The following is a 21995-nucleotide window of genomic DNA, read 5'->3' on the forward strand; positions in this document are numbered from 1 at the left end:
GCCCATGCGTCGCCTCCCCCTCGGTGCGATGGAGGCCTTCGTGGCGGTGGCGCGCTGCGGCAGCCTCGCCGAGGCCGCGCCCGGGATGGGCCTGACGGTGCCCGCCCTCAGCCGCCGCATCCGGCAGATCGAGGCGCATCTCGGGCTGCCGCTGTTCCGGCGCCTGCCGCGCGGCCTCGCCCTGACCGAGGCCGGCACCGCCTATCACGCCGCGCTCGCCCCGGCCTGGGAGGCGCTGCAACAGGTGACCGAGGCGGCCCGTCACCAGGGACGGCGGCAGGCGATCCGGATCAGCGTGATGCCAAGCTTCGCGGTGCACTGGCTCCTGCCGCGGCTCGCGGGGTTCCAGGCGCGGCATGGCGGCGTCGAGGTCGAGATCGAAACCTCGGCCGAACTTGCCGACCTGCGGGCGCGGCCCGAACTCGATTGCGCCATCCGCCTCGGCTGCGGCCCTTGGCCCGGACTGGCGAGCGAGCCTTTCCTCCCCGTGCACGGCGTCCCGGTCGCCAGCCCCGGCTTCCCTGCCGACCTGTGCCAGCCGCGCGACCTGCTCCAATGCGCGCTCATCGGCTCCCACCACCAGGCCGAGTTCTGGCAGGAATGGTTCGCCGCCGCCGGGATCGCGGCCGTGCCCGCGGGATGCCGCAGCTTCGACAACCTCCAGCTCGTCTACGAGGCCGCGGCCGCCGGCATGGGCATAGCCCTCGGGCTGGACGGCGTGGTGCAGCCCTATCTCGCCAGCGGCCGCCTCCGCCCGCTGCTCCCCGCCCCGCTGCGCATGGCCCGGCAGTTCCACCTCGTCCGCCGCCCGGGCCGCGGCCCGAGGGATCGCAGCATCGCCCTGCTCCGCGACTGGCTGGTGGAGGAGGCCGCCGCCTTCGCCGCGAGCGCGGGGCTTGCACGCGGTGCAAGCCTCGGGGCCGCGAACTGAATGGCGGCGTCGCCGGCCTCCGCCTAACCTCCGGAGGCTTCGCGCAGGACAGGACCACCGATGACCCGCTACCGGCTGCACTACTTCCCGGAATCCGGGAACAGCTACAAGCTCGCGCTGATGCTCACGCTCTGCGGCCAGTCCTTCGAGCCGGTCTGGACCGATTTCGGCGGCGGCGTCACGCGCAGCGCAGCCTGGCGGGCCAGCATCAACCCGATGGGCGAGATCCCCGTGCTCGAGGAGGACGGCACGCGCCTGACCCAGACCGGGCCGATCCTGCTCCGCCTCGCCGAGCGGCACGGGCGTTTCGGCGGGCGCGACGAGCGTGAGCGCTTCGAGGTGCTGCGCTGGCTGTTCTGGGACAACCAGAAGCTCAGCGGCTTCATGGCCGCCTATCGCTACCGCCGCGCCTTCACCCCCTCGCCCGATCTGCAGGTGCAGGCCTATCTGCGCGGACGGATCGATGATTTCCTCGGCATCCTCGCGGGCGAGGTGGCGGAGCGGCCCTTCATCGCCGGCGACGCCCCGTCCGTCGCCGACCTGTCGATGTGCGGCTACCTGCTCTTCCCGAAGGAGGAGGCCGGTTACGACCTGGCAACCGACTATCCGGCCGTGCAGGCCTGGCTGCAGCGGATCGCTGCCCTACCCGGCTGGCAGGCACCTTACGATCTGCTGCCGGGCGAGCGCCTTCGCCGCTATGCCTGACCCTGCCCGCCCTTAACCGCATCGCAATCCGCAGCCGTCACGTTGGCAGGTGGCATGCAGCTCACCGCCTCCCTGGTGTCGGCCCTCCTCGGCGGCTCGGACACCGCCGCCAATACCGGCGACCCGGCCTCCGGCCTCGCCGCGCTGAAGGCTGCCCAGGCGGCCGGCGCCACCACCAAGGGCATCGCCCAGGAGAGGAAGGACCCGGTCACCATCACCGCGCTGAAGCAGTTCCAGGCGGCCATCGCCAAGGCCCGCGACGTGAAGACTGCCCTGCAGGACCCGCGCGTGCTGAACGTCCTGCTCCCCGCCCTCGGCCTCGCCGACCAGGCGGCCTATCCCGGGCTGGTGCAGAAGGCGCTCACCGCCGACCCGAAGGACCCCAAGGGCCTGCTCGCCAGCCTCGACAAGCGCTTCGCCACCGCCGCCAGGACGCTCGACCTCAAGGCCAAGGGCCTTGCCGGATTGCAGGACCCGAAGGTCCAGCGGCAGATGATGGACGGCTTCGTCGAGTATCAGTACCGCACTGGCCTCGACGACCGGAATGCCGGCATCTCCGACGCGCTCTACTTCCTGCAGAACGCCAAGGGCGAGACCAACGTCTACAACATCCTCGGCAATACGGTGCTGCGCCGCGTCGTCACCGGCGCGCTGGGCCTGCCCAATTCCATGGTCGTGCAGCCGATCGAGACCCAGGCCGCCGCCATCACCTCCCGCCTGAAGCTCGCCGACCTCAAGGACCCGAAGGCCTTGCAGAAGCTCGCCGAGCGCTACGTCATCGCCGCCGCCGGCGGGTCCTCCGGCGGCGCATCAAACCCCTTGCTCTCGCTGCTGGCCTGATCTACGGCTTGCGATGGGCCACGCCCCCCCACCGGGGCGCATCCGCTTCTGGAAGGGAGCTGCATCATGGCAAGCGCCACCAAGCCTGGACTCCGTCCGGCGAATCCCCCCCTGCCGGCCGTGAGGCCGGCCAATCCAAGCTTCTCGTCCGGCCCCTGCGCCAAGCGCCCGGGCTGGAGCCTCGACGCCCTCTCCGGCGCCTATCTCGGCCGCAGCCACCGCGCCGCCGGCCCCAAGGCCCGCCTCGCCGAGGTCATCACCCGCAGCAAGGCCGTGCTCGGCATGCCCGCCGACTGGCGCCTCGGCATCGTCCCCGCCTCCGACACCGGCGCGGTGGAGATGGCCCTCTGGTCCCTGCTCGGCGCCCGCGGCGTCGATGTCCTGGCCTGGGAGAGCTTCTCCAAGGATTGGGGCACCGACATCGTGAAGCAGCTCAAGCTGCCCGATGCCCGCGTCATCTCTGCCCCCTACGGCCAGCTCCCCGACCTTGCCTCGGCCGATGCCGCCCGTGACGTGGTCTTCGTCTGGAACGGCACGACGAGCGGCGTCCGTCTCCCCAACGCCGACTGGATTGCAGCCGATCGCCAGGGCCTCGCCATCTGCGACGCGACCAGCGCCGCCTTCGCCATGGACCTCCCCTGGTCGAAGCTCGATGTCGTCACCTGGTCCTGGCAGAAGGTCCTCGGCGGCGAAGCGGCCCACGGCATGCTCGCCCTGAGCCCCCGCGCCGTCGAACGCCTCGAATCCCACAAGCCCGCCTGGCCCATGCCGAAGATTTTCCGCATGACCAAGGACGGCAAGCTGAACGAGGACATCTTCAAGGGCGAGACCATCAACACCCCCTCCATGCTCGCCGTCGAGGACGCGCTGGATGGCCTCCGCTGGGCCGAGTCCATCGGCGGCCTCCCGGCGCTGATCGCCCGCTCCGAGGCCAACCTCGCCGCCATCGCCGGCTGGGTCGCGCGCACCCCCTGGGTCGACTTCCTGGCCGAGGACGCGGCGAACCGTTCCTGCACCTCCATCTGCCTGAAGATCGCGGCTCCCTGGTTCACCGCCCTCGATGCGGAGGCCCAGGCCAAGGCGGCGAAGTCCCTCGCCAGCCTGCTCGACAAGGAGGGCGTCGCCCTCGACGCCGCCAACTACCGCGATGCGCCCCCGGGCCTCCGCATCTGGGGCGGCGCCACCGTCGAAACCGCCGACATCGAGGCCCTGCTTCCTTGGCTCGACTGGGCCTTCGCGCAGGTCGAGGCCGAGCAGCAGAAGGCCGCCGCCTGATGCCGCGCGTCCTCATCTCCGACAAGCTCTCCCCCGCCGCCATCGAGATCTTCAAGCGGCGCGGCATCGAGGTCGATTTCCGGCCCGGCCTCTCCCCCGCCGAGCTGCGCGCCATCATCGCGCCCTATGACGGCCTCGCCGTCCGCAGCGCGACCAAGGTGACGCGCGAGCTGCTCGACGCCGCGCCCGGCCTCAAGGTCGTCGGCCGCGCCGGCATCGGCGTCGACAATGTCGACGTGACGAGCGCCACCGCCCGCGGCGTCGTGGTGATGAACACGCCCTACGGCAACGCCATCACCACCGCCGAACATGCGATTGCGATGATCTTCGCCCTCGCCCGCCAGATCCCGGAGGCTTCGGCCTCCACCAAGGCCGGCAAGTGGGAGAAGAACCGCTTCATGGGCGTCGAGCTCTTCGGCAAGACGCTCGGCCTCATCGGCTGCGGCAATATCGGCTCCATCGTCGCCGATCGCGCCGTCGGGCTGCACATGAAGGTGGTGGCCTACGACCCCTTCCTGTCGGAGAAGCGCGCGGTCGAGATCGGCGTCGAGAAAGTCGAGCTGAACGAGCTGCTGGAACGCGCCGACATCGTCACGCTGCATACGCCGCTGACCGAGCAGACGCGCAACATCCTCAGCCGCCAGAACATCGCGCGATTGAAGCGCGGCGTCCGCATCGTCAACTGCGCCCGCGGCGGGCTGGTCGATGAGCAGGCGCTGGCCGAGGCGCTGCAATCTGGCCATGTCGCCGGCGCCGCCCTCGACGTCTTCGAGACGGAGCCGGCGACCGACAGCCCGCTCTTCGCCCTCGAGAATGTCGTCTGCACCCCGCATCTCGGCGCCGCGACGGCCGAGGCGCAGGAGAATGTCGCCCTGCAGGTTGCCGACCAGATGGCCGATTACCTGCTGACCGGCGCCGTCTCCAACGCCATCAACATGCCGAGCGTGACGGCGGAGGAAGCCCCCCGCCTCAAGCCCTACATGGAGCTGGCCCGCCTGCTCGGCGCCATGGCCGGGCAGCTCACGGCCGCGCAGGACGACGCCATCCGCTCCATCCGCGTCGAATACGAGGGCCACGTCGCCGAACTCAACCGCCGCCCGCTGACGGCGGCGGCCCTGGCCGGCGTGCTGACCCCGCTGATGGGCGCGGTCAACATGGTGAACGCGCCGGTGGTGGCGAAGGAGCGCGGCATGGAGGTCGCCGAGACCGTCCACGAGCGCCGCGGCGACTATGCCACGCTGCTCCGCGTCACGGTGGTGACGGAAGGCCGCACCCGCAGCGTCGCCGGCACGCTGGTCGGCGATGCGAAGCCGCGCCTGGTCGAGATCAAGGGCATCGCCGTCGAGGCCGACTTCGCGCCCGACATGCTCTACGTCACCAACCAGGACAAGCCCGGCTTCATCGGCCGCTTCGGCATGACGCTGGCCAATGCCGGCATCAACATCGCCACCTTCCACCTCGGCCGCGCGGCCCAGGGGGGCGACGCCATCTGCCTCGTCTCCCTCGACGGGCCGATGCCGGAGCCAGTCCTGGCCGAGGTGCGCGGCCTGCCGCTCGTGGTGCAGGCGACCGCGCTGCGCTTCTGAACGGGGAAGGGGGCTCCGGCCCCCTCTCCGCCTATTTCCCCTGGAAGCGCGGCGGCCGCTTCTCCATGAAAGCGCGCAGCGCCTCCTGGTGATCCTCCGTCTCCCGCGTCCGCATCATGCCGATCGCCTCGGCATCCAGAGCCTCGACGAGCGTCCCTTCCTCGGCCACCTTCATGTTGCGCTTCATGTAGCGCCAGGCGACGCGCGGCCCCTGGCCGAGCTGCCGCGCCAGCTTCTCCGTCTCCGCCCGCAGCTCCTCGTCCGGCACCAGCCGGTTGACCAGCCCAAGCTTCTCCATCTGCGCGGAATCGAGCTTGGCGCTGGTGAAGTAGAGCTCCCGCGCCTTGGCCGGCCCGACCAGCTTCGCCAGGAAGTAGTGCCCGCCGAAATCCCCGGAGAAGCCCATATTGGCGAAGGCGGTCGTCATCCGCGCGCTCGTTCCGGCGACGCGCATGTCGCAGGCGAGCGCCAGCGACATCCCCGCGCCGGCCGCCACGCCATTGACCATGGCGATGGTGGGCTTCGGCATCTCATGCAGCAGGCGGGAGCACTCCATCCGGCTGCGCAGCTCGTCGGCACCCGCCTCGGGGGTGGCCGGCGGCGGCTTCGCCCCCGTCGCCCGCGCCTTCATGTCGCCGCCCGCCGAGAAGCCGCGCCCCGCCCCGGTCAGCACCACGCAGCCGATCTCGGGGTCGCTCGCCGCCTCGGTCAGCGCGGTGAGCAGGTCCCACATCATGTTGCCGCCGAGGGCGTTCAGCACCTCCGGCCGGTTCATGGTGAGCCACAGCACGCCCTCGGCGCGCTCCTGCAACAGCTCCATCCGGCGTTCCTCCCGCTCTGGTGTGAGCGAGCCTAGATGCTATCGTCCCCCCCGTCCAAGAGGGGAGAACCCGTCATGAAGGCCGCCGTCCTGCACGAGGTGAACCAGCCGCTCACCATCGAGGAAGTCACCCTGCAGAAGCCCAAGGCACGCGAGGTGCTGGTCCGCACCGCCTATGCCGGCCTCTGCCATTCCGACCTGCATTTCATCGAGGGCCTCTATCCCCACCCCTTGCCGACCGTCCCCGGCCATGAGGTCGCGGGCGTCGTCGAGGCCGTCGGCTCCGACGTCACCTACCTGAAGCCCGGCGACCACGTCATCGGCTGCCTCTCGGTCTTCTGCGGCGCCTGCTCGCAATGCACCACTGGCCACACGGTGCTTTGCGAGAACACCGAGGTGAAGATGGTCCCCGGCCAATCCCGCCGCCTCTCCTGGAAGGGCGGCGAGGTGATGAACCAATTCCTCAACCTCAGCGCCTTCGCCGAGCAGATGGTCGTCCACGAGAATGCGCTCGTGAAGATCGACCCCGACATCCCGCTCGACCGCGCGACGCTGGTCGGCTGCGGCGTCATCACCGGCGTCGGCGCCGTCTTCAACACCGCCCGCATCGAGGCCGGCTCCACCGTCGCCGTCATCGGCTGCGGCGGCGTCGGCCTCTCGGCGGTGAACGGCGCCGCGCTTGCCGGCGCCTCGCGCATCGTCGCCATCGACCGGCTGCAATCGAAGCTCGACCTCGCCCGCATCATGGGCGCCACCGACACCATCCTGGTCGGGAACGACGACCCGGTGCAGCAGGTGAGGGACCTCACCGGCGGCGGTGTCCACTACAGCTTCGAGGCGCTAGGCATGAAGGCGACCGCCGAGCAGAGCTTCGCCATGCTACGCCCCGGCGGCACCGCGACCATCATCGGCATGGTGCCCTTCGGCGTGAAGATCGAGCTGCACGGCTTCGACTTCCTGCGCGAGCGGAAGATCCAGGGCTCCTCGATGGGCTCCAACCACTTCCGCGTCGACATGCCGCGCCTGCTGAAGCTCTGGCAGCAGGGCCGGCTGCACCTTGACCACCTGATCACCGGCACGCTCAAGCTGGACGAAATCAACACCGGCTTCGCCCGCCTCAAATCCGGCGAGGCGGTCCGCCAACTCATAGCCTTCGGCTAAACCACGATCGTCGAAGGCCGGAACGGCCGGAGGCGTAAGCCATGATCCGCGATCCCGTGATCGTGGATCATGATTCGCCCGGAAGCGGCGGCAGGGGCCGGAACCCCGGATGGCTCGGCACCCAGGGCCGTTGGGGCTCCTCGATGCGCATCGCATCGCAGCGCCCCGCCTCCGTGAGGTCGATCAGGATGGCGCCCGCTTCGCGGGAGATGTTCCGCTCCACCACGCGCCCCAGCTTGCCGGCGACGAACTCGAAGAACCGAACGTCATCCACCCCGTTGCGGTCGATCGGGTGCGAATAGAGGAACCAGACCCGCCGGCCGCAAATCCTGAGCATGTCGGCCAGCATGTAGCTCCAGTCCGACCGCATGTCCCGGCCATAGACCACGCCGCCGGGCGCCGCCGTCAGCGCCTTGCCGTAAACCTGGAACGCCGGCACCGCCGCGTAATAGACATAGACGAGGTCGTCCGGCTGCTTCCTGCGCACCACATCGGCGATGCTCCGGTCGATCTCCTCCCGCGCGAAGGCCGGCGTGACCCGCAGATGCGCCGCCGTCTCGAACCCCATCAGCCCCAGCAGCAGCGCGACGACGCCCGCCACCGGCCAGCGCAGCCGCGGCACCATGCGCAAGGTGAAGGACACCCCGGCCGCGAGCACGTAGATCAACCCCGGCGCCAGGAACAGCACGAACCGCGCCGTCATCGGATAGAACTGCGCCATCGAGGCCGCTACCGTCCCAAGCAGGGTCAGCGCTAGGAACAGCACCAGCACCCGCGAGCGCTGCCAGATGTCGTAGACGCCGAGCGCGGCGAAGAGCAGCAGCAGCATCACGCTCGAGGCCGGGAAGCCCATCCCCTCGGGCACCTGCAGCATGATCCGCACGGCGGCGATGAAGCGCGAGGGGATGAACAGCGCCGGTGGGATGAACCACTCGCTCCAGTACCGCCGCATCGCCGCGACCAGCGTGCCGGAATCGCTCGTCGCCAGGTAGGAGACGGCGCCGAAGCAGAGCAGCCAGACGGCGGCGATGCAGGCCAGGCGCAGCACCGCCCCGCCATCCCGCTCCCGCAGCGGCCGCGCCGCCAGGGCAAGCCCCGCACCGAACAGCACGAAGACGGCCGAGAGGCTCAGCAGCACCGAGACCGCCCCCGCCACCGCCAGCAGCGCCACCCCGCCCCAGGACCGCAGGATGCCCTGCCCGCGCCCCGCCAGCAGCCAGAGGAACAGGCTGACGACCAGCACATCCGTCGCGTACTGCTTCGCCTCGGCTGCGTAGTAGACCAGCGGCATGGCGATGGCGAACAGCGTCACCGCCAGCGCCGCCCCGACGCCGTCGAGGCTCCGCCGCACCGTCAGCGCGAACAGCACGAGCGAGCCGATGCCGGCCAGCAACGGGATCAGCCGCAGCGCCATCTCCCCCGGCCCGAACAGGCCGATGACGAATTTGGTCCCGAACAGCCACAGCACCGGCGCCGACTGGTCGTAGTCGAGCGGCAGCAGCAGGTCCTGGTAGGAGCGCCGGAACAGGTTCAGCGCAATCATCGCTTCGTCATGCCAAAGGGGACGCGCCTCGGCGAAGGGAAGCACCCGCAATGCCGCCCCGAACAGGACAACAAAAGCCAGGAAGCCATCCAAATAGCGTGAGCGCGCCGTCGTCGCCGGAAAGTCGAACATCACCCTGTCCTGTTCGCGCGGCTGGTGAAATACTGACAGGAATGCTTGGCCGCGACTGTCGTGGCCCTTCTGACACGAATCGGAATAATTGGAATGCGCGGCGGCCCCGCTGGCGGTGCCGCTCCAACCCCTGTGAACGAACGGGCCGGACGGCCTTCAGCGCCGCTGCGGCCCTGCCTCGTTCAACGCCAGGTTCTGCTGTGCGAGGTCGGCGGTGGGGCTGTCTGGGGCGAGGGCGACCGCCCGCTGCCAATCCGCCTTCGCCCCGGCGGTGTCGCCCTTGATCTGGCGGATGATGCCCCGCTCCAGCAAAGCCTCCGCATTGTCGGGGACGAGGGCCAGCGCCTGTCCGATATCCTCCGCTGCCTGGTCCACCCGGTCGAGATGCCGGTTCGCCACCGCCCGGAACACCCAGGCCTCCGCTCGCTGCGGGTCTAGCGCCACCACCCGGTTGAGGTCGTCCATCGCATCGGCGTAGCGCCTGAGTGTCCCGAGCGCGACCGCCCGGTCGAGCATCAGGTCGGCATCATCGGGCATCAGCGTCAGCCCCATGGTGGCGGCGCCATAGGCCCGCCCGGTCTCGCCCGCCATCATCCAGGCCTGCCCCGCCTGTGCGAAGATCGAGGCCCGCGTCGCCGCACTCGCCCGGCTCGCCCGGCCGAGCCCCTCCAACCGTTCCGCCGCCCGCTCCGCCTCGCCCGCGGCCAGCAGGGCAAGGGCGCCGCAATGCCGCGCCCCCTCGCCACCGCCGCCGACTTCCCAGCTTTCGGCGAAATTCCGCGCCTCGACCAGGTCGGTCCGCACCAGCCCGAGGCATCGCTCGTATTCCGGCCCCTCGGCGAGGCGCGGCACATCCGGCGGCAAGGGGAGGGGTTCGGTCGCCGCTTCCGCCGGCGCCCGCAGAGCGAGCCAACCGGTGCCGCCCGCGCCCGCCACCAGGCCGGCGGCCAACAGGGCCAGGAGAACAGGGGAGGCAGGCTTCACGCCGAGCAGTCTAGCCGCCCGCCCCGGGCCACGCCAGATAGGCCGGATGACCGAACCGACCCCACCTCATCTCCTGATCGCCGGCCTCGGCTACAGCGGCGCGGCCGTGGCGCGGGAGGCGGCTCGGCTCGGCTTCCGCGTCACCGGCACCAGCCGCACCCCGTCCAGCCCCGGGATCATCCCCTTCGCCGCCGCCGGCGAGGCCCTGGCCTCCGCCACCCACCTCCTCGTCACCGCCGCACCGGGGGAGGCGGGAGACCCCGTCCTCGCCGCCCATGCGGCCGCCCTGGCCGCCGCCCCCGCCCTGCGCTGGATCGGCTACCTCTCGACGACCGGCGTCTACGGCGACCGCGCCGGCGGCTGGGTCGACGAGGCGACGCCCCCCGCGCCCGGCCAGGACCGCAGCCGCCGCCGGCTCGAAGCCGAAGACGCCTGGCGCGCCGCCGCAGGGCGCCGCGCCCTCGACATCTTCCGCGTCGGCGGCATCTACGGCCCCGGCCGCAGCGCCATCGAGGAGGTCCGCGCCGGCACCGCCCGCCGCACGCTGAAGCCCGGCCATGCCTTCAGCCGCATCCACCGCGACGACATCGCCCTCGCCGTCGCCGCCGCGCTCCGCCAGTCCCCGGCCCCGGGCGTGCGCATCCTCCACCTGGTCGATGACGAACCCGCCGAGAGCGCCCTCGTGACGGAGGAGGCCGCCCGCCTCCTCGGCATCCCCCCGCCGCCCGCGGTGCCCTACGAGGACGCCGCCCGCAGCATGTCCCCCATGGGCCGCAGCTTCTGGACCGAGAACCGCCGCGTGGCGAATGCGCAGACCAAGGCGGTGCTCGGCATCGCCTGGCGCTACCCGACCTATCGCGAGGGGCTGGCCGCTATTCTACGCGGCGAGGATTGAGAGATCGGCCGTCATGCCACCGCCCGTGCATCCAACGCCGATGGACGGGAGGCCATGCGACGCGCGACCGGGATCGGCAGCGCCACGCCCAATCCAGCCTTGACGAGGCCCTGGATCCGATCAGGCAATGGCCGCATCTTGTCCGGCAAGACGGCGTTCTTTACTGACATGCAAAGCCGATGACGAGCACTCGTAGCTTGTGCCTCGGAAGGCAGGCAATCGGGTGAACTCGCAACAATTAGGAGCCTCCATGCCGGCCGATGGCCGCCTGCGCTGAGGTTTCCGGACGGCGGCAAGAACGCGCCGTCCATCATGAGGGAGGATGCCATGCCCTGCGGACCACCGGACGGCACCATGCGCCGCACGCTGCTGCTCGGTGCCGTGGCGCTGCCCCTCTTCACCCGCCCCGCCGCCGCGGCGGACCTCGTCGTCTTCTCCTCCGGCGGACTCAACGCCGCCTATCTGATGCTGGTGCCGGAGTTCCAGCGCGCGACCGGGCACGGCCTCACATCCATCGGCGCGTCCTCCATGGGCGCCGCCCCGGACGCGATCCCCCAACGCCTCGCCCGCGGCGAGCCCGCCGACGTGCTCCTCCTCGCCGAGGGCGGCCTTGCCCCGCTCGAAGCCCGCGGCTTCGTCCGCCCTGGCAGCCGCGTGGACATCGCACGCTCCCTCATCGGCGCCTGCGTACGGGAGGGCACGCCGAAGCCCGACATCTCCACCCCCGATGCCTTCCGCCAGACGCTCCTGAACGCCGCCTCCATCGCCTATTCCGCCTCCGCGAGCGGCGTCTACATCGAGAACGAGATGTTCCGCCGCCTCGGCATCCATGACCAGGTCATGCCGAAGGCGCGCCGCATCCTCTCGGAACGCGTCGCCGCCGTCGTCGCGCGCGGCGAAGCGGAACTGGGCTTCCAGCAGGTCAGCGAGATCGTCACCGTTCCCGGCATCGCCTATCTCGGGACAATCCCGGAAGACGTGCAGAAGCCCACGATCTTCTGCGCCGTCGTCACCGCGAACACCCGGCAGCCGGAGGCCGCGCAGGCCCTGATCCGCTTTCTCGCCTCGCCCGAGGCGGCCTCCGCGCTGCGCCGGACGGGACTGGAACCGCTGGCCCGGAATTGAACGCCATCCCGCCAACGGCCAGCGCCACATTCAAGGGCTCCATCATGCAGCACCTCATCCCATCCCGCCGCAACCTCGTTGCCCTGGCAGGCGCCGCCCTGTTGCCCGCGCCCGCGGTCCAGGCCCAGCGCAGCTTTCCCAACCGCCCCATCCGCCTCATCGTTGCCTTCGCGCCAGGCGGCAATTCCGACACGCTCGCGCGGCTGATCACCGGAAGGATGGCGGCGGTCCTGGGCCAGAACATCGTCGTCGACAATCGCGGCGGCGCCGGCGGCACGCTCGCGGCCGGCGCGGTCGCCTCCGCCCCCGCGGATGGGCACACCCTGCTGTTCGACGCGGCCTCCTTTGTCGTCGCGCAATTCGTCCACCGCACCACGCCCTTCAATTACGAGCGTGACTTCGCGCCCGTCGGCATGATCGCGGAGGTGCCCTACATCCTTGCCGCGCCGGCGAACGGCGGCATGCGGACCCTCAAGGATGTCCTCGACAAGGCTCGCGCCGACCGCGACGGCATCTCCTACGGCACGCCGGGCGTCGGCAGCCCGGGTCATCTCGCCGGCGTGCTGCTTGCGCACCGCGCGGGGGTGAAGCTTGAGCACATCCCCTATCGCGGCGGGGCGGAAGTCGCGCGTGACCTCGCCGCTGGAACGCTGCCTGCCGGCATCCTGACTGCGAACTCCCTCAATCCCGTCGTCCAGGGCGGGCGCGCGGTCCCCATCGCCGTCACGAGCGCGCGGCGCGGCGGCATCCCCGGCATTCCGACGATCGCCGAATCCGGCATTCCCGATTTCGACATCACGAGCTGGAATGCGATCTTCTGTCGCAGTGGCACGCCAGAGGAGGCGCGCCAACGCCTGGAAGCAGCGATCAACGCCGCGACATCCGACGCCGAGGTGAAGGCCCGCTTCACCGAGATCGGCGCCGAGGCAACCGCCGCCGAGCCCGCCCGCCTTGGCGAGCGGCTGGTCCGCGAGCGGGCCTTGATCCAGCAACTCGTCCGCGACACCGGAATCAGCCTGGGCTGAACGCACGGGCGCGGCGGATACCGCCGTCCGTCCCGCGCGGATGATGCGATCTGATCGGCGTTTGCCCCGACGGAGGGATCGGGCCGGGCCTGCCAAGGCCCGCCCCATTCACCCCCCGGCCACCTCCGCCACTACCCGCCGCAACAACCCCAGATCCTGCTCCCGCGACAGCCGGTGGTCGCCATCCTTCACCAGCACCACATGCACGTCGTCGCCGGTCACCGTTTCCGCGATCCTGAGCGCCGTCTCCCACGGCACATCCGGGTCCCGTTGCCCCTGCAGCAGCCGCACCGGCACATCGAGCGGGAAGGGTGCATCGAGCACCAGCTGCCGCCTCCCATCCTGCAGCAGCCCCTGCGTGATGGGGTAGGGGTCGCCATAGGCACTCGGCCGATGCCACACCCCCGTCGCATCCAACGCGGCCCGCGCCTCCCCCGTCAGCGCCGCCTCGATCCGCAGGGTGAAGTCCGGCGCCGCCGCCACGCCGACGAAGCCCGCCACCAGCTCCGGCCTTCGCCGCGCCAGCAGCAGCGAGATCCACCCGCCCATCGAGGACCCGACCAGCACCTGCGGCCCCTCGGCCAGCGCCCCGATCGCCGCCTCCGCATCCGCCGCCCAGCGCCCGATGCACCCGGCTTCGAAGTCGCCCCCGCTCGCCCCATGCCCCGAATAGTCGAAGCGCAGGAAGGCCCGCCCCGTCTCCGCGCAGAAGGCAGCCAGCTCCTCCGCCTTCGTCCCCGTCATGTCGCTGCGGAACCCGCCGAGGAACACCACCCCCGGCCCCCGTCCCGCGACGCGCCGCCAGGCCAGCTCCACCCCGTCCCCGCGGTCGAGTCGCCCGCTCTCCTCCCTCATGCCCGCGGCAGCCCGCGCCGCGCCAGGTTCCCCATCAGCGCCCCCGCCCCGAAGGTCCAGGGCGGGCATGCATCCGTCCGGTCCACCTCGTTGACCAGCGCCCCGAGCCGCGCCGAGGCGATCCGCACCACGTCGCCCGGATGATGGGTGAAGCCCTGGCCCGCCGCGCCGCGGTCCTTGCCCGGCGAGAAGGGCGTGCCGAGGAACAGCACCGCGCCGTCGGGATACTGGTGATGCGGCCCGATGAGCTGATCCACCACCTCCGTCGGGTCGCGGCTGATCGAGCCCACCGCCCCGGTCTCCTCCAGCCGGAATCCGTCCCGCCCCTCGATGGTCAGCGCGATCTCGGCACGCCTGACATCCTCCAGCGTGAAGCCGCCGTCGAACAGCCGCAGCACCGGCCCGAGCGCGCAGGCCGCGTTGTTGTCCTTGGCGCGGCCGAGCAGCAGCGCGGAGCGCCCCTCGACATCGCGTAGGTTCACGTCGTTGCCGAGCATCGCGCCGAGGATGGCGCCGCGAGCATTGACCGCCAGCACCACCTCGGGCTCCGGGTTGCTCCACTCGCTCGTCGGATGAACGCCGATCTTCGCGCCCACGCCGACCGAGGCCATCGGCTGGCACTTGCTGAAGATTTCCGCATCCGGCCCGATCCCGACCTCGAGGTACTGGCTCCACCAGCCGCGCTCGACCAGCGCCGCCTTCAGCCGCATCGCCTCCGCGCTGCCCGGCCTGACGGCGGAGAGCTCGTCGCCGATGATCCCCCGCACCTCGGCCCGCACCGCCTCCGCCTGGCTCGCATCGCCGCGGCAGCGCTCCTCGATCACCCGCTCCAGCATGCTCCGCACATAGGTCACGCCGCAGGCCTTCACCGCCTGCAGGTCGATGGGCGCCAGCAGCCACGGCTTCGCCGCGTCCCGCGCCGCATGGTGGCTGTTGGCGAGCACCGCCGGCAGGTCGAGCGGCACCGGCACGCCGCGGTTGCGGATCGCCGCCACCGGGTCCGCCTCGTTCAGCCAGGCGCTCACTGTGCCGAAGGCCGGCGTCATGTCGAAGGCCGCGCCGTTGAGCAGGCCGATGGCGCTCGGCCCCTCCGCCGTCATGATCCGCGCCGCATAGGCCCCGTTCGGCCAGTCCTGCGGCAGGGCCGTGTTGTCCAGGCGCATCATTCATCCTCTCCCTGATTGCCGGCCAGTCTAGCCGCCCCGGCGCCGGCGCGAAGCCCCACCCGCGCAACGGGTCGGAACCCCGCGCCCCGCGAGGCTTTGCCGCCGCGACGCATGGAGGAGGGTAGGGGAAGGCATGACACGCACCGCCCCGGTACCCGCCCTCCGCCTGACGCGCCTGTCACCATCCGGCCCGCAACCCGAACGACACGGCAGCGTTTCGGCCATGCTCAACCGACAGTCGAAGGACCGATGTCCGGATATCTGCGCCGCCTGTTCGCCCTCCTGGCCGCCATCCTGTCCTCGCTGAGCCTCGCCGCTTGCGGCACGGTCGATTTCAGCCGCCCCGGCATCGCCGATCCGGAAGCCGGCTACGCCGCCGCTTTCCCCTGGTACGCCGAGTTCTGCGCCCTGTCTCAGATCAGGAAGCGCCCCGGCTTCGGCGCCGAGATCCGGGGCGATATCGGCGGCCATGCGGTGCTCTACCTCAACGGCGCCTGCCGCGGCCCCGACGGCACCCTCATCCCCTGCGACACGCCCGGCGCCGGGCCCGAGGGTGGCGTTGGCCTCTCGATGAACGCGCATTTCCGCAATGCCAAATGGGTCGCCATCCCCGGCCGCGACTTCTTCTTCGAGGGCAATCTCCGCCCCGGCGAGACGCTGACCCGCGCCCGCTATGCCGAGGTCCTGGCCGAGGCCCGCAGCCTCGGCCTCTATGATGGCGTTGCCTTCCATGACGCGGCCATGACTAAGGCGCCGCCTGGCCTGCCGCCCGAGGCGGCGAAGTACGAGGTTTCCATCGCCACCGACTATGCCGTCGGCCTCGGCCGCGGCCGCTACTGCGCGCGGGCGCCGATGACGCGGGCGCAGATGCTCTCGATGATCGCCTTCCTCAATGCCGAGAACGCGCCCTACCGCCGCGGCGAGCGGGAATTCCACTGGTCGCTCTTCCAGGACAACTGCATCCACCTGGCGCACAACGCCCTCGCCGCCGCCGGATTCTGGCGCCGCTGGCCGACGCACAGGCCGCTGCCGCTCGCCATCCTCGACTTCCCGGTGCCGAAGAACGAGTTCGTCAACCTCATGCGACGCGGCAACGATGCCACGCTGCTCGACCCGGAAGCCGCCTTCGCGGACCCCGCCGCCCGCCGCGCCGTGCTCGATTTCGGCACGCTGCCCGTCCGCCCCGGCGCCATCGCCCTCAGCGCCCCCGCCTGGCCGGCGAACGCGGTCTACGAGACCGAACTCGGCCTCGTCTTCTACGACGAGCCGACCCTTGGCCCCTACCGCCACTGGCTCGCCGAGATCCTGGCGACGCCCCGCCAGCACGCGCTGGAGCCCAACCTTCACTGGTATGCCGCCCGCCTGCACCGGCTGCGCGAGGAACGCCGCCCGCTGCCGCCGGAGATGGCCGATTTCGGCGACCGGTTCTACGCTGCCCTCGACCGCGAACTGGCCGGCATCGACAGGCGGCTCGAGCGCCTCCGCGCCGCTCGCACGACCCCGGCCACCGGCCTCGCGCTCCGCTGACAGGCTGCCCCATGCGGAGTTGACGCCGCGCCCGGCACCGAGCCTTGTGCTGCCGGCGCCAGGGTTCAGCGGAGGGCACGACATGGAGATCAGGCCAGTGCGGAAGGGGGATGCCCTTGCCCTCGCCGAGCTGCTCAACGCGATCATCGCGCGCGGCGGGACGACCGCCCTGGAGGAACCCTTCACCCCCGAGGCCCTGGCCGACGCCCTGCTGGCCGGCTCCGGCGTGATCTGCTGCTTCGTCGCCCAGGAGGAGGATGGCAGCCTGGCGGGCTTCCAATCCCTCCTCCGCTCCGATGGCCTGCCGGCCGGCATCGGCGACATCGCCACCTTCAGCCGCGTCGGGCGGGTGCAGAAGGGAACGGGCTCGCGGCTCTTCGCGGCAACGCGCCAAGCCGCCGCGGAGCGGGGATTGTCAGCCATCAACGCGACCATCCGCGCCGACAATGCCGGCGGCCTGGCCTTCTACGCACGGCTGGGCTTCGAGGATCACGCCATCAGCCCTGCGGTGCCACTGCGCGACGGCACTCCCGTCGGCCGGGTCAGCAAGCGCTACAGCCTGGGGGCCGCAGCCTGACATCCGCCCAGCCGGCTGCGCCAGTCGCCCTGGCCCGGGCTTTGCCTTACCCTATCCCCGCTGGGGCATGAGTTGGGGCACGGACGATGACGCTGAGCATGAGCTGGGACGAGTGGACGCAACAGGACGCCACGGGCCTCGCCGCCCTCGTCCGCCAGGGCGAGCTGACACCCGGGGACCTTGCCGCCCAGGCCGCCGCAGGCATCGCCCGCCTCAACCCCACCCTCGCTGGCGTCGTCGAGCTCTTCGAGGATGCCGTCGCCGACCCGGCGACCGGCGGCACCGACCTCGCCGGCCCCTTCGCCGGCGTGCCCTGGCTGATGAAGGATCTCGGCCCTACCATCGCCGGCCGGCTGCAGGAGATGGGCTCCCGCCTCATGCGCGGAAACCGCCCGACGGCGGATGCCTACCTCACCACCCGCATCCGCCAGGCCGGCCTCAACATCATCGGCCGTACGACGACGCCCGAATTCGGCTGCTGCTCCTCCGCCGAGAACCCGGCGGTCTATGTCACCCGCAACCCCTGGAACCTCGAGCACACCACCAACGGGTCATCCGCCGGCTGCGGCGCCATGCTCGCCGCCGGCGTCCTGCCGCTGAGCCACGCGACCGATGGCGGCGGCTCCATCCGCATCCCCGCCGGCGCCTGCGGCAACCTCGGGCTGAAACCCTCGCGCGGCGTCTTCTCCACCGCCCCCTATGCCTCCGATATCAGCAGCCTGGTCTCGACGCAGGGCTGCCAGAGCCGCACCGTGCGCGACACGGCGGCCTTCCTCGACCACTGCCGCGGCGGCGCCCCCGGCGAGTTCATGCCCTACTGGACCGCACCCGAGCCCTACTCCACGCTGATCCAGCGCGACCCGAAGCCCTTGCGCATCGCTCTCTCTCACGAATGGGGCGACTACCGCGCCACGCCGCATTTCGCAGCCGAGCTGGAGCGCGCCGGCCGCCTGCTGGAAAGCCTCGGCCACCATGTCGACTGGGCGCTGCCCGCGGTCGACTTCCGTGCCGCCTTCGCCGCACAGACCACCTGCTACATCTCCAACTTCGCCCAGACTGTGGCCAACCTCATCGCCGCCCGCGGCTTCGACCGCCCGCCGGAGGATTTGGTCGAGCCGATGAACATCCGCATCTGGGAGGCCGGCCTCCACACCAGCTACACCGAGCGGGCGCGGATGCAGGCGGCGTTCAATGCCACCTCCCGCGCCTTCGGCGCCTTCTTCGAAGAGTGGGATGTGATCCTGACGCCGATCACCGCGCTTCCCACTCCCCGCCTCGGCACCACCGAATACCTGACGATCAGCGGCAACCCGGATGTCCACGACTGGTTCGGCAATCTCTGGCGCAACTTCGCCTATACGCCGCTCGCCAATCTCTGCGGCATCCCCGGCCTGTCGATGCCGCTCGGCCAGCAGGAGAACGGCCTGCCGCTCGGCATCCAGGCCCAGGCGAAGCAGGCCGATGACGGCCTGTTGCTGCAACTGGCGGCGCAGGTTGAGCGGGCCATCGGCGGCCAATGGAACAGCGGTCGCCGCCCGCCCCTGCACGTGACGGCCCCCTGAAGGGAGCCGCCACCCACCCAGGCTCAGACCCGCTTCACGAAGATCCAGACGCCATCCTTCACCGAAGCCGACTTCATGTGCACCCGCACCTTGGCGGGCGCCATGTTGTGGTCGAAGACGTATTCGAACATCGTGTTCACCTGGCCCTTGGTGACGCCTTCCTGGAACTTGCCTTGGAAGAGGTGCCCACGCGTGCAGGGCGCGACATCCGTGAAGAAGTTCTTGCCGACGACCTCTTCCGGCTTGCGCCCGGTGATCTCGCCCTCGGCGTTGTTGTACTTCATGATCTTGCCGCTCGCATCGACGAGGACCGCGCCGAAGGGCAGGCGGTTCAGCCGCGACGGGTCCTGCGCGACCAGGTTCTCGAGGTTGTCCGCCCCGAACTTGATGAGCTCCATGCCGACCATTCCCTTGCTGTGGATGATGCGGCTCCTCTCTGCCATGCTCCTTCTGAAAATCCGGTAAACACCCGTCCCGGCACCGCCCGCGCGGCATTTACCCAAAATTCAGCACGCGAGCGCATCCTCTGCCGATGATGACGCCGCAACAGCATCTCGACCTCTCCGAAAGCGCCGTGCTGCGCGTCCTGCGCTCGCTGCTTGCCGCCGAGCTCACCGCCGCCGGCCGCCGCATCCGGGCGGAGGAGGCCGCGCTCTGGCCCGCCGACCTGACGCTCGACGAATCCGGCCTCGGGCTCGACAGCCTCGAGCGCCTGACCTGCGCCGCCGCCGTCAACGCCTTCTTCCACCTGCATGAGACAGGGATCGAGGACTACCTCCTGGCCCGCCATACGCTTTCCGGCTGGGCCGAGGTAGTGCGTGCCGCCCTCGCCGAGGGCGTCTCGGGCCTTACCGTCACGACCTCCGGCAGCACGGGCGAGCGCCGCCCCTGCACCCATTCCGCAGCCCGCCTCCTGGCCGAGGGCGCCCACTGGGCAGGGCGCTTCACCGACCGCCGTCGCATCCTCACCCTGGTCCCGGCGCACCATATCTATGGCTTCCTCTTCACCGCCCTGCTGCCCGACCTGCTCGGCCTGCCGGTGCAGGATGCGCGCGCCCTCGCCCCTGGTCGGTTGCTGCGGGAGGTTGCGCCTGGCGATCTCCTGGTCGGCTTCCCGACAGGGTTCTCGGGCCTGCTGCGCTCGATCGGCCCTGCCAGCCTGCCCGCCGATGTCGAGGCCGTCTCCTCCACCGCGCCGCTGCCCGCCGGGATCCACCAGGCGCTCCGCTGCGTCGGTTTCGGCCGTGTGACGGAAGTCTATGGCAGTTCCGAAACCGGTGGCATCGCCACCCGCATCGCGCCGGAGGAGAGCTTCCGCCTGCTGCCCTGGTGGCGCCCTGGCGAGGCGGGCAGCATCGTCGATGCCGAGACCGGCCGACCCGTCCCGCTGCCCGATAACGCCGTCTTCGACAAGCAGGGGGGGGCTCCACCTGCATGGCCGCAAGGACCACGCCGTGCAGGTCGGCGGGGTGAATGTATACCCGGACCGAATCGCCGCCCGCCTGCGCGAGCATCCGCTGGTCGCCGACTGCGTGGTGCGGCTCGATTCATGCCTGGCCGAACCGAGGTTGAAAGCCTTCGCCATCCCCGCCCCCGGGGCGGAGCCGCAGCGCCTTGCCGCCGAGCTGGAGGCCTGGTGCCGCAGCGCCTTCCCCGCCCCCGAGCGGCCGGTACGCATCGATTGCGGCCCCGCCTTGCCCGTATCCGAGCTTGGTAAACTCACCGATTGGGAGGCTGCTGCATGAAGCTTCACCCGCACCTCTTCCTCACCCTGGCGACCCTCGGCCTCGCGCCTGGCGGCCTTGCTCTCGGCAGCAGCATTCCCTGGCTCGGCTTGCCCCTGCTGGCGCTCGGGCTGTTCGGCCTGCTGCGGCTTTGCCGTCAGCCTGTGCCGCCGCCCCAGCCCGTACCGGAGGCAGCGCCCGCTCCGGCGCCGCCCCCACCCGTCGCGGACCGAACTTCGGCGGTCGAGGCGATGGCCACGCGCATTGAGGCGGAGGCGGGTGAGGCGGTCGCCGAGGTCAACGCCGCCGCGCGCGACCTGCAGGCGGAGCTTGACCAGCTCGAGACCTCGGGCATGGAGCTCGAGCATCAGATGCAGGCCGCCCGCGGCGACAGCGAGCGCGGCGCGGCCGAGGCCGCCATCGCCGCCGAGGCCACCGACGCGATCCTCAAGGTCGTGCAGGATCTGACCGGAGAGGTGTCGCGCGCTGCCGCCACCTCCCGCGCCATGGCCGAGCGGGGCGAGGAGGCGCAGCGCCTGGTCGCCGAGCTCTTGGTCGCCGCCGGCGAGATCAACGCCGTCACCCGGCTGATTGCGGGAATTGCCGGCCAGACCAACCTCCTGGCGTTGAACGCGACCATCGAGGCGGCGCGCGCAGGCGAGGCCGGCAAGGGCTTCGCCGTCGTCGCCGGCGAGGTGAAGCAGCTTGCCGCGGAGGCTGCCAAGGCCAATGCCGCCATCGCCGAGCGGATCGCCGCGGTGCTGGATCGCGTCACCCGGACCACCCAGGCCGTCGACACAATCCTCGCCGGCGTGCGCGATCTTGCCGGCATCTCCGCAACCGTCGAGCAGGCGATGTCCCTTCAGGCGGAAACCGCGGCCAGCGTCGCCCGCGCGGCGGAGGATGCCTCGCGGGCGGCACAGGCCGCGACCGCCAAGGTGGTCGGCGCGGCGGCGAAGCTCGACGACAACCGGATGTCCATTGGGATGATGCATGGCACCTCCGGCCAGGTGGCAGCCGCGATCGACGGGCTGCAGGGGCGCCTCGTCGGCCTGGTCCGCGCCACCCTGGAGGAGGGCGACCGGCGGCACTACCCGCGCATCCCGGTGCGGTGTCGCTGCACCGTCCTGCCGTCGGGCAGCAAAGAAGCGGTCGCCGGCCAAGTCGCCAACCTGTCCCTTGGCGGCGCCAAGGTCTACAGCCGGGCCGCAGTCGCATCCGGCGATCTGGTGCGTCTGACGATCGATGGCCTGCCCGACTTCGCCTGCCGCGTCGTTGGAATGAGCGACGGGCTGCAACTCGCCTTCGTCTTCCCTGATACCGCGACGGAGCGTGAACTCCAGAGCCGACTGAAGGCGTTCCTCTCCGCTCTGCAGAGCGAGGCGGCCTGAACTCTTGGACATGGCGTCCGCTCGTTTGGTATAGGAAACTTGTCAGCGCTTGGGCCGTGGTCTCGAGCCAGGGCCCCCCGCCTAAATCCTTCAAACATTCAACCTTCGTCTCGGTGCGCAATCAAAACAAGACGTTGCGGCATCTCTGATTGAGGTTTTGAACCGCCTTGC

20 protein-coding genes and 1 pseudogene are annotated in these 21995 nt (G+C 70.8%); 15 read left to right on the forward strand and 6 right to left on the reverse strand.

Annotated elements, in window-relative coordinates:
* The first annotated feature begins 4 nt into the window (after positions 1-4).
* The 5 genes from JMJ56_RS11135 (at position 5) to serA (ending at position 5337) form a co-directional block, all read left to right on the forward strand.
* Entirely contained in the window at positions 5-931 is a 927-nt protein-coding gene (locus JMJ56_RS11135; RefSeq protein ID WP_202831674.1) for a LysR substrate-binding domain-containing protein, read from the forward strand.
* 60 nt (positions 932-991) lie between these two features.
* The gene (locus JMJ56_RS11140) at positions 992-1636 is read left to right on the forward strand and encodes a glutathione S-transferase family protein (RefSeq protein WP_202831675.1); all 645 of its coding nucleotides are present in this window, start codon (positions 992-994) and stop codon (positions 1634-1636) included.
* A gap of 54 nt (positions 1637-1690) precedes the next feature.
* Positions 1691-2476, forward strand: coding sequence for a DUF1217 domain-containing protein (locus JMJ56_RS11145; protein ID WP_202831676.1), 786 nt, complete (start codon positions 1691-1693; stop codon positions 2474-2476).
* 66 nt (positions 2477-2542) lie between these two features.
* Positions 2543-3751, forward strand: coding sequence for a phosphoserine transaminase (locus tag JMJ56_RS11150; RefSeq protein ID WP_202831677.1), 1209 nt, complete (start codon positions 2543-2545; stop codon positions 3749-3751).
* Entirely contained in the window at positions 3751-5337 is a 1587-nt protein-coding gene (gene serA / locus JMJ56_RS11155; protein WP_202831678.1) for a phosphoglycerate dehydrogenase, read from the forward strand. Before JMJ56_RS11150 ends, serA begins: the two co-directional genes overlap by 1 nt.
* Positions 5338-5368: 31 nt before the next feature.
* Here the strand turns inward: serA and JMJ56_RS11160 are convergent, their stop codons facing one another.
* Positions 5369-6157 carry an enoyl-CoA hydratase gene (locus tag JMJ56_RS11160; RefSeq protein ID WP_202831679.1) on the reverse strand — a complete coding sequence of 263 codons (789 nt, stop codon included), beginning with the start codon at positions 6155-6157 and terminating at the stop codon, positions 5369-5371.
* Between the two features lie 75 nt (positions 6158-6232).
* Between JMJ56_RS11160 and JMJ56_RS11165 the strand changes: the two genes are divergently transcribed.
* Positions 6233-7318, forward strand: coding sequence for a Zn-dependent alcohol dehydrogenase (locus tag JMJ56_RS11165; protein WP_202831680.1), 1086 nt, complete (start codon positions 6233-6235; stop codon positions 7316-7318).
* A 67-nt stretch (positions 7319-7385) separates the two neighbouring features.
* Here the strand turns inward: JMJ56_RS11165 and JMJ56_RS11170 are convergent, their stop codons facing one another.
* Positions 7386-8993 (reverse strand): glycosyltransferase family 39 protein, encoded by a 1608-nt coding sequence (locus tag JMJ56_RS11170; protein WP_202831681.1) that lies wholly within the window; start codon positions 8991-8993, stop codon positions 7386-7388.
* Between the two features lie 156 nt (positions 8994-9149).
* The gene (locus tag JMJ56_RS11175; protein WP_328702351.1) at positions 9150-9977 is read right to left on the reverse strand and encodes a tetratricopeptide repeat protein; all 828 of its coding nucleotides are present in this window, start codon (positions 9975-9977) and stop codon (positions 9150-9152) included.
* A gap of 46 nt (positions 9978-10023) precedes the next feature.
* On the opposite strand from JMJ56_RS11175, the gene JMJ56_RS11180 reads away from it, so the two are divergent.
* From JMJ56_RS11180 to JMJ56_RS11190, 3 genes are all read left to right on the forward strand, one after another.
* Entirely contained in the window at positions 10024-10872 is an 849-nt protein-coding gene (locus JMJ56_RS11180) for a Rossmann-fold NAD(P)-binding domain-containing protein (protein ID WP_202831682.1), read from the forward strand.
* A 327-nt stretch (positions 10873-11199) separates the two neighbouring features.
* Positions 11200-11997: a molybdate ABC transporter substrate-binding protein gene (locus JMJ56_RS11185; RefSeq protein ID WP_202831683.1), complete on the forward strand. Its 798-nt coding sequence runs from the start codon at positions 11200-11202 to the stop codon at positions 11995-11997.
* Between the two features lie 44 nt (positions 11998-12041).
* A complete protein-coding gene (locus JMJ56_RS11190) occupies positions 12042-13022 on the forward strand; it encodes a Bug family tripartite tricarboxylate transporter substrate binding protein (RefSeq protein WP_202831684.1) in 981 nt (326 codons plus the stop codon).
* A gap of 108 nt (positions 13023-13130) precedes the next feature.
* On the opposite strand, the gene JMJ56_RS11195 is transcribed toward JMJ56_RS11190, so the two are convergent.
* Complete coding sequence (locus tag JMJ56_RS11195) at positions 13131-13877, reverse strand: alpha/beta hydrolase (protein WP_202831685.1); 747 nt, start codon at positions 13875-13877, stop codon at positions 13131-13133.
* Positions 13874-15043, reverse strand: a complete 1170-nt coding sequence (locus tag JMJ56_RS11200; RefSeq protein WP_202831686.1) for a fumarylacetoacetate hydrolase family protein — start codon at positions 15041-15043, stop codon at positions 13874-13876. Before JMJ56_RS11200 ends, JMJ56_RS11195 begins: the two co-directional genes overlap by 4 nt.
* A 249-nt stretch (positions 15044-15292) precedes the next feature.
* On the opposite strand from JMJ56_RS11200, the gene JMJ56_RS11205 reads away from it, so the two are divergent.
* The 3 genes from JMJ56_RS11205 to JMJ56_RS11215 all read left to right on the forward strand — a co-directional run bounded on the left by JMJ56_RS11205 (position 15293) and on the right by JMJ56_RS11215 (position 18709).
* Positions 15293-16570 carry a hypothetical protein gene (locus JMJ56_RS11205; RefSeq protein ID WP_202831687.1) on the forward strand — a complete coding sequence of 426 codons (1278 nt, stop codon included), beginning with the start codon at positions 15293-15295 and terminating at the stop codon, positions 16568-16570.
* An 82-nt stretch (positions 16571-16652) separates the two neighbouring features.
* The gene (locus JMJ56_RS11210) at positions 16653-17147 is read left to right on the forward strand and encodes a GNAT family N-acetyltransferase (protein ID WP_202831688.1); all 495 of its coding nucleotides are present in this window, start codon (positions 16653-16655) and stop codon (positions 17145-17147) included.
* An 86-nt stretch (positions 17148-17233) separates the two neighbouring features.
* On the forward strand, positions 17234-18709 hold the full coding sequence (locus tag JMJ56_RS11215; protein ID WP_202831689.1) for an amidase: 1476 nt from the start codon (positions 17234-17236) through the stop codon (positions 18707-18709).
* 23 nt (positions 18710-18732) lie between these two features.
* Here JMJ56_RS11215 and pyp read toward each other — a convergent pair whose 3' ends face one another.
* A complete protein-coding gene (gene pyp, locus JMJ56_RS11220; RefSeq protein WP_043366569.1) occupies positions 18733-19107 on the reverse strand; it encodes a photoactive yellow protein in 375 nt (124 codons plus the stop codon).
* A 137-nt stretch (positions 19108-19244) separates the two neighbouring features.
* Between pyp and JMJ56_RS11225 the strand changes: the two are divergent.
* The 3 genes and pseudogenes from JMJ56_RS11225 to JMJ56_RS11230 all read left to right on the forward strand — a co-directional run.
* Positions 19245-20084 (forward strand): annotated as a pseudogene (locus tag JMJ56_RS11225) (AMP-binding protein); the annotation flags it as partial.
* The gene (locus tag JMJ56_RS35495) at positions 20071-20454 is read left to right on the forward strand and encodes an AMP-binding enzyme (RefSeq protein ID WP_407927902.1); all 384 of its coding nucleotides are present in this window, start codon (positions 20071-20073) and stop codon (positions 20452-20454) included. The pseudogene JMJ56_RS11225 and the gene JMJ56_RS35495, both read left to right, overlap by 14 nt.
* On the forward strand, positions 20451-21824 hold the full coding sequence (locus JMJ56_RS11230; protein WP_202831691.1) for a methyl-accepting chemotaxis protein: 1374 nt from the start codon (positions 20451-20453) through the stop codon (positions 21822-21824). The genes JMJ56_RS35495 and JMJ56_RS11230 overlap by 4 nt, the downstream gene beginning before the upstream one ends.
* Positions 21825-21995 lie beyond the last annotated feature (171 nt).

The organism is Belnapia arida (assembly GCF_016773205.1).
Classification (GTDB): domain Bacteria; phylum Pseudomonadota; class Alphaproteobacteria; order Acetobacterales; family Acetobacteraceae; genus Belnapia; species Belnapia arida.

Coding starts and splice junctions, on each gene's coding strand:
- serA (WP_202831678.1), top strand. CDS start 3,751: ATGCCGCGCGTCCTCATCTCCGACAAGCTCTCCCCCGCCGCCATCGAG.
- JMJ56_RS11215 (WP_202831689.1), top strand. CDS start 17,234: ATGACGCTGAGCATGAGCTGGGACGAGTGGACGCAACAGGACGCCACG.
- JMJ56_RS11210 (WP_202831688.1), top strand. CDS start 16,653: ATGGAGATCAGGCCAGTGCGGAAGGGGGATGCCCTTGCCCTCGCCGAG.
- JMJ56_RS11205 (WP_202831687.1), top strand. CDS start 15,293: ATGTCCGGATATCTGCGCCGCCTGTTCGCCCTCCTGGCCGCCATCCTG.
- JMJ56_RS11200 (WP_202831686.1), bottom strand. CDS start 15,043: ATGATGCGCCTGGACAACACGGCCCTGCCGCAGGACTGGCCGAACGGG.
- JMJ56_RS11170 (WP_202831681.1), bottom strand. CDS start 8,993: ATGTTCGACTTTCCGGCGACGACGGCGCGCTCACGCTATTTGGATGGC.
- JMJ56_RS11230 (WP_202831691.1), top strand. CDS start 20,451: ATGAAGCTTCACCCGCACCTCTTCCTCACCCTGGCGACCCTCGGCCTC.
- JMJ56_RS11150 (WP_202831677.1), top strand. CDS start 2,543: ATGGCAAGCGCCACCAAGCCTGGACTCCGTCCGGCGAATCCCCCCCTG.
- JMJ56_RS11140 (WP_202831675.1), top strand. CDS start 992: ATGACCCGCTACCGGCTGCACTACTTCCCGGAATCCGGGAACAGCTAC.
- JMJ56_RS11135 (WP_202831674.1), top strand. CDS start 5: ATGCGTCGCCTCCCCCTCGGTGCGATGGAGGCCTTCGTGGCGGTGGCG.
- JMJ56_RS11180 (WP_202831682.1), top strand. CDS start 10,024: ATGACCGAACCGACCCCACCTCATCTCCTGATCGCCGGCCTCGGCTAC.
- JMJ56_RS11190 (WP_202831684.1), top strand. CDS start 12,042: ATGCAGCACCTCATCCCATCCCGCCGCAACCTCGTTGCCCTGGCAGGC.
- JMJ56_RS35495 (WP_407927902.1), top strand. CDS start 20,071: ATGCCGAGACCGGCCGACCCGTCCCGCTGCCCGATAACGCCGTCTTCG.
- JMJ56_RS11145 (WP_202831676.1), top strand. CDS start 1,691: ATGCAGCTCACCGCCTCCCTGGTGTCGGCCCTCCTCGGCGGCTCGGAC.
- pyp (WP_043366569.1), bottom strand. CDS start 19,107: ATGGAGCTCATCAAGTTCGGGGCGGACAACCTCGAGAACCTGGTCGCG.
- JMJ56_RS11165 (WP_202831680.1), top strand. CDS start 6,233: ATGAAGGCCGCCGTCCTGCACGAGGTGAACCAGCCGCTCACCATCGAG.
- JMJ56_RS11195 (WP_202831685.1), bottom strand. CDS start 13,877: ATGAGGGAGGAGAGCGGGCGACTCGACCGCGGGGACGGGGTGGAGCTG.
- JMJ56_RS11160 (WP_202831679.1), bottom strand. CDS start 6,157: ATGGAGCTGTTGCAGGAGCGCGCCGAGGGCGTGCTGTGGCTCACCATG.
- JMJ56_RS11185 (WP_202831683.1), top strand. CDS start 11,200: ATGCCCTGCGGACCACCGGACGGCACCATGCGCCGCACGCTGCTGCTC.